Origin of the sequence: Flavobacterium sp. Arc3 (assembly GCF_041431375.1) — a bacterium.
Lineage (GTDB): Bacteria > Bacteroidota > Bacteroidia > Flavobacteriales > Flavobacteriaceae > Flavobacterium.
In genome coordinates this window covers 118,271-132,147 of the sequence record NZ_JASMRI010000002.1, presented here as the reverse complement: position 1 = coordinate 132,147, position 13,877 = coordinate 118,271, and the positions used below count along the sequence as shown (strand labels likewise).

8 protein-coding genes and 2 tRNA genes are annotated in these 13,877 nt (G+C 34.7%); 5 read left to right on the top strand and 5 right to left on the bottom strand.

The features are described 5' to 3' along the window. Positions 1 to 97: 97 nt before the first annotated feature. From QO200_RS02135 to mutS, 4 genes are all read right to left on the bottom strand, one after another. Complete coding sequence (locus tag QO200_RS02135; protein ID WP_371535755.1) at positions 98 to 445, bottom strand: DUF1508 domain-containing protein; 348 nt, start codon at positions 443 to 445, stop codon at positions 98 to 100. Between the two features lie 179 nt (positions 446 to 624). After that, positions 625 to 710, bottom strand: a tRNA-Leu gene (locus tag QO200_RS02130). A 14-nt stretch (positions 711 to 724) separates the two neighbouring features. Beyond that, positions 725 to 797 (bottom strand) — tRNA-Gly (locus QO200_RS02125). A gap of 149 nt (positions 798 to 946) precedes the next feature. Continuing rightward, entirely contained in the window at positions 947 to 3,583 is a 2,637-nt protein-coding gene (gene mutS, locus QO200_RS02120; protein WP_371535752.1) for a DNA mismatch repair protein MutS, read from the bottom strand. A 161-nt stretch (positions 3,584 to 3,744) separates the two neighbouring features. Between mutS and QO200_RS02115 the strand changes: the two genes are divergently transcribed. The 3 genes from QO200_RS02115 (at position 3,745) to QO200_RS02105 (ending at position 7,765) form a co-directional block, all read left to right on the top strand. Further along, a complete protein-coding gene (locus QO200_RS02115; protein ID WP_371535749.1) occupies positions 3,745 to 4,179 on the top strand; it encodes a DUF1573 domain-containing protein in 435 nt (144 codons plus the stop codon). A 75-nt stretch (positions 4,180 to 4,254) separates the two neighbouring features. After that, positions 4,255 to 4,794: an RNA methyltransferase gene (locus QO200_RS02110; protein ID WP_371535746.1), complete on the top strand. Its 540-nt coding sequence runs from the start codon at positions 4,255 to 4,257 to the stop codon at positions 4,792 to 4,794. A 73-nt stretch (positions 4,795 to 4,867) separates the two neighbouring features. Then, entirely contained in the window at positions 4,868 to 7,765 is a 2,898-nt protein-coding gene (locus QO200_RS02105) for a T9SS type B sorting domain-containing protein (RefSeq protein WP_371535743.1), read from the top strand. A 1-nt stretch (position 7,766) separates the two neighbouring features. On the opposite strand, the gene folK is transcribed toward QO200_RS02105, so the two are convergent. Next, positions 7,767 to 8,903 (bottom strand): 2-amino-4-hydroxy-6-hydroxymethyldihydropteridine diphosphokinase, encoded by a 1,137-nt coding sequence (gene folK, locus QO200_RS02100; protein ID WP_371535742.1) that lies wholly within the window; start codon positions 8,901 to 8,903, stop codon positions 7,767 to 7,769. Between the two features lie 136 nt (positions 8,904 to 9,039). Here folK and sppA point away from each other — a divergent pair, with 136 nt between their 5' ends. Together sppA and QO200_RS02090 are read left to right on the top strand one after the other, a co-directional pair. After that, positions 9,040 to 10,800, top strand: a complete 1,761-nt coding sequence (sppA, locus tag QO200_RS02095) for a signal peptide peptidase SppA (RefSeq protein ID WP_371535739.1) — start codon at positions 9,040 to 9,042, stop codon at positions 10,798 to 10,800. Positions 10,801 to 11,090: 290 nt separating this feature from the next. After that, entirely contained in the window at positions 11,091 to 13,730 is a 2,640-nt protein-coding gene (locus QO200_RS02090; RefSeq protein ID WP_371535738.1) for an AsmA-like C-terminal region-containing protein, read from the top strand. The last annotated feature ends 147 nt before the right edge of the window (positions 13,731 to 13,877 follow it).

The window sequence follows — 13,877 nt, the reverse complement described above, 5'->3', positions numbered from 1 at the left end:
GCGAGATGGCTTTTTTTATTTATAGGAATTCCTAAAAAAGGGTCTCTGAAATACTTATTTCAGAGACCCTTTTTTACCCCTATTAAAACAACTTGCGTCAATCTTCAAAAACAAAATTATTATTCGAAAAATCCAATATCTCCGAGATTGGACCATATTTAGTTATCTCGAGAATCCCTTTTTGAACCATCAACTCTGTACTATACTTTCTACTTGTTGCTACTACCACATTTTCAACGACTACCCTAAAGAAAAACTTTCCCTTAGTCGTTTTAAACTTCACATAAGAACAAGTCTCTAAAACCGACCGTATGTGTTCTGCTGCCGATTCGCAATCCATTCGCAACTCATATGCGTTACTCGTAAAAATTGTCTTCCCTTTTCTGGAAGTAAATTCAAACTTATAATCACCACTAAATCTTTTACTAATTACAAAAGTCGCCATAAATAATTATTGAAATAAAACAGATCATTATAAACAAAGACTAAACTAGCTTTTACAATAACAAACTACACATAGAAAACCAATCCACCGAAAATACAACCTTAAATCAACATCTCCCTAAAAAAGGTTTCGATTTTAAACAAAAAAAAAGCTCCAAACATAGTTTGAAGCTTTCTTAGTACTCAGAGCGGGACTTGAACCCGCACGAACATTGCTGTTCACTGGATTTTAAGTCCAGCGTGTCTACCAATTTCACCATCCGAGCATTATATGGTGTCGAGCGAAAAACGGGGCTCGAACCCGCGACCTCGACCTTGGCAAGGTCGCGCTCTACCAACTGAGCTATTTTCGCATTTTCAATCCTTAAAAAGAACCGCGATACTTGTTCTGTATTGCGGATGCAAATTTAGGACATTTATTGAATTAAACAAGCGTTTTTTAGAAAAAAATTAAATAAAAAAGCTAACGTTTTGATAACCTAAACTTTAAAAATAAAAAAAATTATTTTCGAGTAAGCATTCTCTTGATTTCATTGAGTTTCATCAAAGCCTCAACAGGAGTTACGGTATTTATATCAAGATTTATAATCTCTTCTTTGATTTCTTCCAATAAAGGATCGTCCAAATTAAAGAAACTCATCTGCATTTGCTCCGCCTGTTCGCCTTTCAGGCTCGAGCCATCTTTTTCAGATTTGATTCCGTTCAACATATCACTAGAATGATTCTTCTCTAATTTCTTTAAAAGCTTTTGCGCTTTTAAAATTACGATTTGCGGCATCCCGGCCATTTTTGCTACATGAATTCCAAAACTATGAGCACTTCCTCCTTTTACTAATTTTCTAACAAAAAGAACCGTGTCTTTTAACTCCTTCACCGCCACATTATAATTCTGAATTCGAGGTAAAGATTCACTCATCTCATTTAACTCATGATAATGCGTTGCAAATAGTGTTTTAGGCCTAGATGGATGCTCATGTAAGAATTCTGCAATTGCCCAAGCAATTGAGATTCCATCATAGGTACTCGTACCTCTTCCTATTTCATCTAACAACACCAAACTCCTGTCTGAAATATTATTCAAGATCGAAGCCGTTTCATTCATTTCGACCATAAAAGTAGATTCTCCCATCGAAATATTATCGCTAGCCCCCACTCTGGTGAATATTTTATCGACTACTCCCATTCTCACGCTGTCTGCGGGAACAAAACTCCCCATTTGAGCTAAGAGTACAATTAAAGCTGTTTGGCGTAAAATAGCTGATTTTCCAGACATATTGGGTCCCGTAATCATGATCAGCTGCTGAGTTTCTCGATCGAGAAATACATCATTAGCAATATAAGGCATCCCAACAGCCAATTGTTTTTCGATAACAGGATGTCTTCCATTCTTGATTTCCAGTTCGAATGTTTCATCTAGTTCAGGACAAACATATCTATTCTCAATAGCTAATTGGGTAAAAGAACACAGACAATCTAACTGAGCCACCAAATTAGCATTCAGTTGAACTGGTTTTATATACGTTGCAATCCAAGCAACTAATTGCTCAAACAACTCTGCCTCTATTTTTTGTATTTTTTCCTCAGCACCTAGTATCTTAGTTTCATATTCCTTCAACTCCTCGGTAATATAACGCTCTGCATTTACTAAGGTTTGTTTTCTAATCCACTCCGCAGGAACTTTATCTTTGTGCAGGTTTCTAACTTCGATGTAATACCCAAAAACATTATTAAATGAAATTTTCAACGAAGAAATACCTGTCAATTGAGACTCTCTTTTTTCAATTCCATCCAAAAACTCCTTCCCAGACGTTGAAATCGCACGTAAATCATCTAATTCAGCATTAACACCTTTTGCAATAGCATTTCCTTTAGCGATCGCGACCGGCGCATCTTGATTTAAGGTAGTTTTGATTTTTTCCCGCAATAAATCGCAGCTATGCAAACTGTCACCAATGATCTTCACCGCTTCTTGCGGACTTTCTAACGCCAAGGTTTTTATAGGAATAATAGCGTCTAAAGATTCCTTCAAATAAACCACTTCACGTGGCGACACTTTCCCTGCGGCTATTTTAGAAATTAAACGCTCTAAGTCGGAAATTTGCTTTATTTGGTATTGCATTTTTTGCAGCACCTCCTGATTTTCTTGTAAGTAAGAAACAACCTTGTGACGGCTTCGTATTTTATTACTGTCTTTTAAAGGTAATGCCAACCAACGTTTCAGTAAACGACCACCCATTGGCGAAAGCGTTTTATCAATAACATCTAGCAGCGTCACCGCATTTGGATTATAACTGTGGTACAATTCCAGATTCCGAATCGTAAATCGATCCATCCATACATAAGCATCTTCAGCTATTCGTTGAATTGCCGTGATATGCTGCACTCTATTATGTTGTGTTTCAGATAGGTAATATAAAATAGCACCTGATGCTATAATTCCTTCTTTCAAATCCTCAATACCAAATCCTTTTAAAGACACTGTTTGAAAATGCTTGGTCAGGATTTCGAATGCGTAGTCTTCTTTATAAATCCAATCTTCCAAATAAAAACAGTGGTAGTCATTCCCAAAGCTTTCCTTGAAATCATTTTTATTATTTTTTTGAATCAAAACTTCACTAGGACTGAAGTTCTGTAATAGCTTGTCTATATATTCTGCATTTCCCTGAGCAGTAAGAAACTCCCCAGTGGAAACGTCTAAAAAAGAAATTCCAATTGACTTATTGGCAAAAAAAACGGAAGCTAAAAAATTATTTGCCTTAGATTGCAAAACCTCATCATTCATGGAAACTCCCGGAGTCACAAGCTCAGTCACTCCTCTTTTCACAATGGTTTTAGTCATTTTAGGATCTTCAAGTTGGTCACAAATAGCAACACGAAGTCCAGCTTTTACTAATTTTGGCAAATACGTATTGATGGAATGATGCGGAAAACCAGCTAATGCAGTCTCTGTTGCAGAACCCGCACCACGCTTTGTCAGGGTTATTCCCAATATTTTGGAAGCCCTAACAGCATCATCTCCAAATGTTTCGTAAAAATCACCTACTCTGAACAACAAACAAGCATCAGGATACTTCCTTTTGATTTCATTATATTGTTTCATTAATGGTGTTTCCTTAACCTCTTTATCTTTAGATGCCAACTTATATTGTATTTAATTAATGTAAAATGTGACAGCGAATTTAAATATTTTATAGCGAATAACTATCACTTCAAAAATTAAAACCATTTTTAAGGAAAAATTAAGCTATTGGCATGATTTTTTCTTTAATTTTGTTCTAATAATAATAAAATCAAAAAGTAATGAAGAAAATAATTGTACTAGCGATGCTCACTATTCTAGGAGTAACTACTTCTAATGCACAAGAAACTACAAAAAAAATAAAAGCAAAAGTTGCCAAAGTTGATGGAGCTGGGTTAGTTTTTGTTTCAGAAACAATTGATTACGGAACGGTTGCTCACAATTCAGACGGAAAACGCGAATTTGTTTTTACTAATAATGGTACTAAACCTTTAATCATAACAAATACTCAAGGTTCATGCGGTTGTACTGTTCCTACTTCTCCAAAAGAGCCAATTGCTCCAGGAGCAAAAGGTGTTATTGGTGTAAAATATGCAACTGACAGAGTTGGAGCCTTCACTAAAACAGTGACAGTAACTTCAAATGCTAGTGGACAAGCAACTAAGATTCTTACTATAAAAGGTATTGTTTTAGGTGATGATGCTTCAAAAAGCTAAATTTTAATTACAGCATTATAAAAAAGCTTCCATAGTTCCGGAAGCTTTTTTTTATTTAAATAATTCCCAAGAAGAATGAGAAAGCTAGAAAACAGCGAATTAGAAAGAAAATCCGTTGAAGATTTTAAAAGCTCAGAAAAGACATCTATTATTCTAATCTTAGATGACATCCGTAGTTTACACAATATTGGCTCTGTATTTAGAACTGCCGATGCCTTTTTAATCGAAAAAATATATTTGTGTGGTATCACTGCAACACCCCCAAATAAAGAAATTCACAAAACAGCACTTGGAGCAACTGAAACGGTAACTTGGGAACACAACCAAAATGTTCTTGAAGTAATCGAAAACTTAAAAAAAGAAGACGTTACCACACTCGCAATCGAGCAAGTAGAAAGCGCTATTTTTCTTCAGGATTTCAAAGTCGAGAAAAACAAAAAATATGCTTTGGTTTTTGGAAATGAAGTTCATGGTGTCTCTCAAGAAGCTGTTGCATTATGTGACGGATGTATCGAAATTCCCCAACTTGGTACTAAACATTCTTTAAACATCTCCGTAAGCGCAGGGATCGTAGTTTGGGATTTATTTTCTAAAATGAATTGGCCCTCAAAATAAGAAACATAAATAATTGGCTCATAATAATATAATTTCATTGATTATCATTATTTTGCCAATTATTATTATTTTCATGAAAAAGCTATTCTTACTTTTTATCCTACTTACTACAATTGCCTTGCAAGCTCAATACACAACACTTCCTGACACCAATTTTGAGCAAGCATTGATTAACTTAGGTATAGATAGCGGTGCAATTGACGGAAGAGTACTTACGGCTAATGTGAGTGGAGTTTCAAGTATAAATCTTCAATTTGCTAACATTACTGACTTACCAGGCATAGAAAGTTTTACGAGTTTGATTTATCTCGCCACCAGCATAGGAAATCAATTTAATAATTTAAACCTTTCTAAAAATGTCAATCTACAAGTTTTAAAATGCGATCAAAACAATTTAAAAACTCTAGATGTTTCTAAGAATATTAAATTAACATATATAAGCTGCAAACAAAATCAATTAACAAATCTAGACGTTTCTAAAAATACCCAACTTACACGGTTAGACTGTAAGAACAATAAACTTACAACACTAAACTTAAAAAACGGAAATGATTTAGCTCTTGATTCCACTTTAAACCCCGATTTATCTTGTATTTTAGTTGACAATGTAGCTTATTATAATGCCAGTTATACTGTTTTTAAAGATTTAACTTCACGTTTTTCTGCAACTTGTCAAGCCAACGTCGCCCCCATAATTACAGCAACCGGCAATCAAGTTTACTGCCCACAATCATCACTAAAAATAGCTACCGCAGTAACCATAACAGATCCTGATGATACAAGTACCGATGCCATTTACATTCAAATTTCTAATGGCTATGTCAACGGACAAGATCTACTAACGCTCTCCAACCCTTCCCTTCACCCCAATATAAACGCAAGTTGGATTGCCAGCGAAGGAAAATTAAAATTATCGAGTCCTTTAACCAACACACAAGTTCCCTATGTTGAATTTATCGCTGCCATTAAAGACGTAGTATTTAATAACTCTAATAATTCGCCATCTGGTATTCGCGACTTTTCAATAAGTATTGGTGAGGCTAATTATTTACCATCAAATGGTCATTATTATCAATATTTCTCTAATTTAGGAATTACATGGACCAATGCTAAAGCAGAAGCAGAAGCAAGTAACTATTACGGCTTACAAGGATACTTAGCTACTATAACTGCAGCAGACGAAGCCAAGATTTCTGGGGAACAAGCCGCAGGAGCCGGATGGATTGGCGGAAGCGACGCTACAACTGAAGGCGTGTGGAAATGGGTGACAGGTCCTGAAGGTTTAGCTAACGGAGGAACAGGGACAGTCTTTTGGAACGGCGCAGCAAATGGTTCAGCACCGCCAAATCAATTTACTTTTTGGAATACCAAAACTAATGAACCCAACAATTTAGGAAATGAAGATTACGCACACATTACAGCTCCCGGAGTTGGAATTCTAGGTTCTTGGAATGATTTATCGAACACTGGTGAGCCTTCAGGAAATTACCAACCCCAGGGGTATATCGTTGAATATGGCGGAATGCCCGGAGACCCTATTTTATACATAGCAGCATCTACTACGATAACAATCCCTAAAGTAACAAGTTCAACCCCAGACTCTCGATGCGGATCTGGAACTGTCACTCTTCAAGCAACTGCTTCAAACGGAGTAATAAACTGGTACGCAAATGCAACTGGCGGAACTTCTTTAGCAACAGCAAACAGTTACACAACTCCAATTCTATCTACAACAACCTCTTATTACGTAGATGCCACAGATGGGAATTGTCCAAGCAACCTTAGAACAGAAGTTATTGCAACTATAAAATCACCTCCAACAATTTCAGCCACAACTCTAGGTTCCGTTTGTAATTCTGGAACTGCGACTTTAGCAGCGACAGCTTCAGCAGGTACAATCAATTGGTATAACGTTTCCACCGGAGGAAGTATTTTAGCCACTGGATCAACATTCACAACTCCAAGCATCTCGACCACTACAACCTATTACGCTGAAGCCATTGCTGACGGTTGTACAAGCTTATCACGAACTGCCATTACAGCTACAGTTAATAATTCTCCCACAATTACAGCAACAACTGCATCATCTCGTTGTGGTTCAGGATCAGTAATTCTTGAAGCTAATCCTTCTACTGGAAATGTAAATTGGTTTGATGTTGCTATCGGAGGTTCACCAATATTTACTGGAAATTCATTTACAACCCTAGCCTTAAACACATCAACAACCTATTATGCCGAGGCCGTTTCAAATGGTTGCAAAAGCAACAGAACTCCAGTCACAGCAACAGTATTCCCTATAAATACAATTACCGAGGAAGTGATTTTATGCCAAGGAGAAACTACGACATTAGACGCTTCAATACCAAACATGATCTATCTATGGTCCCCAGGAGGCGAAACTACTCAGACTATTGTTGCTTCTACAATAGGGAATCATAGCGTGACAATTAGTTCACCCACGATTATTTCTTGTGAATCCAAAAAAGACATTAGTGTAATCGAACATCCACAACCTATTATCAGTTCAATTGCTGTAAATGAAAATTCAATCGTAATAGAACTCGAAAACCCTGAAGACTATTTTGAATACTCGATTAACAGCACAGATTTTCAAGCTTTAAATCAATTTTCTTATATTCCAACTGGCCAACACACGGCTTTTGTAAGAGAAAATAATGGTTGCAATATAGTAACGCAACAATTCATAATCTTTACTATCCCTGAATTTTTCACCCCAAATAATGACGGCTTCAATGATGTATGGACAATAAAGGAAATGGTGGATTACCCTAATTCAATCGCTCAAATTTTTGACCGATATGGTAAGTTAATTATAGAACTAAACTTTTCTAATTATAGTTGGGATGGAAAATACAACAGTAAAAATTTACCTGCAGATGATTATTGGTACCGTTTAAAACTAGACAATACCAAGCCAGAAATACGAGGTCATTTTACATTAAAAAGATAAATTATCCTTCGATTTTCTTCCTGATTTCTTCTAAAATATAAAGATAATCTTCTTGGTTTTTCACGAAATCTTTGTTGGAAACATCAATAATTAAAACATTCAAATCTGTTTGCGATTTAATATAATCAAGATAGCCACTATTGATCTTGTCCAAATAATCAGCAGGGATTTTTTGTTCGTAGCTTCTGCCCCTTTTCTTTATGTTCTGCAAAAGTCGTTCTGAGTTTTGGTACAAATAAATATACAAATCTGGTTTAGGCATTTCTCTGTAAACAATATCAAAAAGATTTCGATACAGCCTGTATTCATCTTCTGCTAACGTTATTTTAGCAAAAATTAAAGATTTAAAAATATGATAATCTGCAACTAAAAAATCTTTAAACAAATCAAACTGCGCTAAATCATCTGATAATTGCTGATATCTGTCGGCTAGAAAAGACATCTCAAGCGGAAAAGCATATCTATTTTGATCTTTATAGAACTTTGGCAGAAAAGGATTGTCAGCAAAGCGCTCCAATACCGTTTTTGCATTGAAGTCTTCGGCAATTTTTGTTGCTAAAGTTGTTTTCCCTGCTCCAATATTTCCTTCCAGAGCAACATAATTAAATTGCTCTAAAGCAATATTTTGCAACGGACTTTCTACTGTTTCGATAGTTCCACACACACTCTGATCTGAAGAAACCTCTAATAACTCTGATATGTTCTTTTTCAAGAGTGGATGCTTCCAATCCAAATTTAAATCTTGAATAGGTAACAACACAAATTTTCTATCTTGCATCAATGGATGAGGAATCTTCAACTTCTCAGAATCAATTATTTCTTCATCAAACGCAATTAGATCAATGTCGATAATTCGAGATTGATACCCTTTTTTATTACTGCGAATACGTCCTAATTTCTTTTCAATCTTTAAGGCTTGAGTAAGAATCTTATGGGCCGAAGTAAAAGTGTGTAAAACTAACGCACAATTATAGAAGGCATCACTATCAAAGCCCCAAGCGGGAGTTTCATATATTTTGGAAACTTTAATTACCGTACCAATTTCCTGATGGATCAATTCTATACACTGCTTCACGTTTTCAAGTCGATTCCCTTGATTACTGCCTATAGATAAAATAACTTGATGTTGTGATTTCATATTAGGCACAAATTAACTAAAACAATTTTAGAATTAGCGATATATTTGCACAAAGTATAAGTGGTAATTTCAGTTTTTGCAAATGTAAATCTGTAACAATTCACATTTTTTACTACTAATATGTAAAAATATAATTATGAAGTTTTTAGGAAATGTATTGGCGACCATTATTGGTCTATTTATTTTTTTCATGCTGTTCTTTTTTGGAATACTAATTATCGGGGCAGTCTTTGGTGGTGACTCCGAAACGATAAAAGTTAAAAATAATTCTGTAATCGAATTAAACCTCGAAGATATAAAGTACGACTATGCTGGAAAATACGAAGATCCGTGGATCACTATTTTTGCAGATAAAAAAAGCGTTGGACTTAGTGATGTTATCAAAGCGATCGAAGAAGCTAAAACAGACGATGATATTAAAGGTATATCTATCTTAAATAACCAATCTTCTTTAGGAATGGCGCAAAGCAAAGCTTTGAGGGATGAGTTAGAAAGTTTTAAAAAGTCAGGGAAGTTTGTAATGGCTTATGCCAATTCCTATACTCAAAAAGAATACTACCTGAACTCAGTAGCAAGTCCTATCTATATAAACCCAGTAGGTGATATGGATTTTAAAGGATTATCTGCTGAACTGATGTTTTTCAAAGATTTTCAAGAAAAAACTGGAGTGAAAATGGAAGTGATACGTCACGGAAAATACAAAAGCGCTGTAGAACCTTTCCTTGAGAATCAAATGAGTGATGCCAATAGAGAACAAGTTACGGCCCTATTAAATTCAGTTTGGAATTCAGTAACAGCTGACATTTCGAAAAGCAGAAATATCTCAGTTGAAAAATTGAATGAAATTGCAAATGGTCTTTTAGCTCGAACTCCAGAAATGGCAAAAGAGCAAAAACTAGTAGACATTATTGCCTACGAAGATGTGTACCACGACGCCATCAGAAAAGCATTAAAAGTAAAAAAAGATGAAGACTACAACAAAGTCAGCATCTTTGAATACACAAAAAAGATGACTACTACTGGCGTAAGTATAGATTCAGAAAATCAAATTGCTATTATCTATGCACAAGGAGAAATTCAAAGTGGAGAAGGAGATATCAACACCATAGGAGAAGGTTCGATGCGCCGCTCTTTGCAGGAAGCTAGAAAAAACAAAGATATAAAAGCTATTGTACTTCGTATTGACAGCCCTGGAGGAAGTGCACTTACATCAGATCTAATTTGGAGAGAAATAGAACTGACTAAAAAAGTAAAACCTATAGTTGTTTCTATGGGTAATTATGCCGCTTCAGGTGGATATTACATTGCTTGTAACGCCAATACTATTTTTGCTCAAAACAATACTATTACTGGTTCTATTGGTGTTTTTGGAATATTACCTAATTTCAGCCAGTTAACTACTAAACTTGGCATCCACACACAGCAGGTGACTACACATGAAAATTCGGCACAATATAGCCCGTTTGTACCATTGGACGATAAGTTTAAAGCAGTGACTCTAGAAGGTGTAGAGCACATCTACAAAACGTTTGTTACTCATGTTGCTGAAGGACGAAAAATGACTTTCGCACAAGTGGATTCAATTGCTCAAGGAAGAGTTTGGGCAGGATCAGAAGCTATCAAGCTTGGTCTTGTTGATAAAATTGGAAGTCTTAACGATGCGATACACGAAGCAGCAACTCTAGCAAAAATAAAAACCTACAAAACACAAAACTATCCTGAATACAAAAAAGATTTAAATGATCTTTTAGCTAATTTACCTTTTTCAGAATCGAAAGCAAACCTTATAAAAGAGGAAATAGGAGAAGAAAACTATAAAATATTACAAGAAATAAAAAAGATAAAATCTCAAAAAGGAGTACAAATGGCAATGCCTTTTGAAATAAACATTCAATAAAGTACGGATACCTTTTAAAAGTTATACCGTTTACCTATTTAATCTAGTCCAATAAAAATTAGATTAATAAATTACTATTAAATCCGTTTGATCTCTTTTCAAACGGATTTTTTTATGCTTTTCCAAATTATTATTTTCAAGGAATTCGTTAATCTTTTTATAGTGAAAATTAAGCAAAACATTATTTATGAAAACTTTAGAGTATGACTAATTCATAAAATGCTATTTTTGTAAATAAATTACGGCAACATATTTGCTGTCGAAGCTATCAATAAAACACCTAAAAACATATGCTAAGTAAAATTTTAAAAATAATCGGAAGTATACTCATTCTGCTTGCGGTAACCTTATTTGCAGTTCCTTATTTTTTCAAAGATCAAATAAAAGCTAAAATCACAGAGGCAATAAACAAAAAAGTAGATGCTAAAGTTAGTTTTGAAGATGCTGATTTAAGTCTGTTTAAAAATTTTCCCAACGCGAATGTTACTTTATACAAGTTGAACATTATCAATAAAGCCCCGTTTGAAGGTGATACACTTGTGTCAATAGGAGAAATAGATTTAAAGATGTCTATTAAGGAACTTTTTAAAGGAAAAGATGAAGCCATGGATATTCAAGGAATAGCCACAAAAAATGGTATGATAAACATTCTCTTCAATAAAGACGGAATAGGAAATTATGAAATTGCTTTAAAAAGCGAAGAAAGCAATGCCGCGAGTAAGCCTTTGACATTAAACATTAAAAAGTATGAAATCGAGAATTTCAAGTTCAAGTACTTTGACGAAAGTTCTAAAATAAAAATGGTAATTGACAGTATAAACCATGAAGGAACTGGCGATTTTGCAGCATCAAAATTAGATTTGGTTACAAAATCAACTGCAAAAATCACCCTTGACATGGATAAGGTCAACTACATGAAAAATGTACCCCTGACATTAGATGCCGTTTTAGGAATCGATTTAGCAAAAAGCAAATATACTTTTAAAGAGAACAAAGCATTAATCAATCAATTGCCTTTAGAATTTGATGGATTTATTCAACTCGTTGATGCCGGTCAGGAATATGATTTAAAATTTAAAACACCTACATCATCCTTTAAAAATTTCCTTGGAATTATCCCCGCTGTTTATGCAGCCAATTTAGATAATGTAAAAACAACAGGTGATTTTACCGTGGCTGGTTTTGCAAAAGGATTGTATAGTGATACAACGGTACCAAAATTCAATATCGATATTGCCTCCAACAATGCTTCGGTTCAATATCCTGATTTACCAAAGTCAATTCAAAATATAATAATTTCTAGTAAAATTATAAATGAAACAGGTATTTTGAATGATACCTACATCAATCTTGACAAACTCTCTTTTAGAATAGACCAAGATGTTTTTAATGCTAAAGCAAACATTAGAAACATCACTGAAAATGCACTTATTGATGCTGTCTTAAAGGGAACAATCAATTTAGCTAATGTGTCTAAAGCTTATCCTATAAAATTAGAAAAACCGTTAACCGGAATTTTAAAAGCAGATGTAACTACTAAGTTTGACATGCAATCTGTGGAGAAAAGCCAATATGAAAAAATCAATAATGCTGGTACCATGAGTTTGTCTGATTTTAAATATGCCGACGAAAACGGAAAAACAATGAACATCAGCAACGCTCTGATTCAGTTTAATCCAAGTCAGGTAAATTTAAAACAATTTAACGCTACAACAGGAAAGAGTGATTTAAGTGTTACTGGGATTTTAGAAAATTTTTACGGCTTTATTTTTAAGAACCAAGAACTGAAAGGAAATTTCAATCTGAATTCAAATCAGTTAGCCGTTAGCGATTTTATGACTACAGCAGAAGCGGGTAAAACGGATACGAAAACAGAAGCGATGAAAATCCCTGCCTTTTTAAACGCCTCGCTTACCGCCAAAGCAAATACGGTACTGTATGACAACTTAACATTGAAAGACGTGTCTGGAAAACTAATTGTAAAGGACCAGAAATTAACAATGGAAAACATAAAAACCTCTATTTTTGATGGAACCATTGGCTTGAACGGAGCAGTTTCTACAAAAGAAAAAGTACCTACTTTCAACATGGATCTTTCGCTGAAACAAGTGGATATCGCACAATCATTTACGCAGTTAGATTTATTGAAAAAATTAGCTCCAATAGCAGGAATTGTAAACGGGAAATTAAATTCAACAATCAAACTGAACGGAAATCTTGACGCCACCGCGATGAAACCTGATTTAACAACATTAACTGGCGATTTATTAGGACAACTATTATCAACAACTCTAAATTCTACCAACTCCACTTTATTGACTGCGTTAGGCTCTAATTTAAAATTCATCGACGCAAGTAAAATCAATTTAAACAATCTGAAAGCAGCCGTTACTTTTAAGGATGGTATGGTAAGCGTAAAACCTTTTAACATCAATTACAAAGATATTAAAGCGACTATTGGAGGAACACATGGATTTGACCAAAGTATGAACTATAATATCAAATTTGATGTGCCTGCTAAATATTTAGGGACGGAAGCCAATGAATTGATTGCAAGACTGACTCCTGCAGAAGCAGCTAAATTAGAAAACATTCCAATTAATGCTTCCTTGACCGGAAATTTTACTAATCCAAAAATCTCTACTGATATTAAAACTGCCGTAACTAATCTGACGAATCAATTAGTGCAACAGCAAAAAGAGCGATTAGTAAAACAAGGCACATCAGCTTTGACTGATTTAATCAATAAAAATAAAAAAACTGCTGATACTACTAAAACAGCAACATCTGCGATTCCTACTACTAAAGAGGAAGCAAAAACTCAGGCTAAGGAAGAGGTAAAAGCTAAAGCCTCAGATTTAATCAATGGTTTGTTTAAGAAAAAGAAAGCTGCGGAACCAAAACCTGCAGAACCCACAACGACCCCATAAATTTCAAGGTTTATTTCGGTGAAATATAAAAGGAGTACTCACAAACTGGTAGTGAGTACTCCTTTTTATTTATATCAAAAGCCAGTTTAATTTTTATCTTTTTTACTCCCGTTTAACTGACACCTACTATCGCACCTATACTACTCT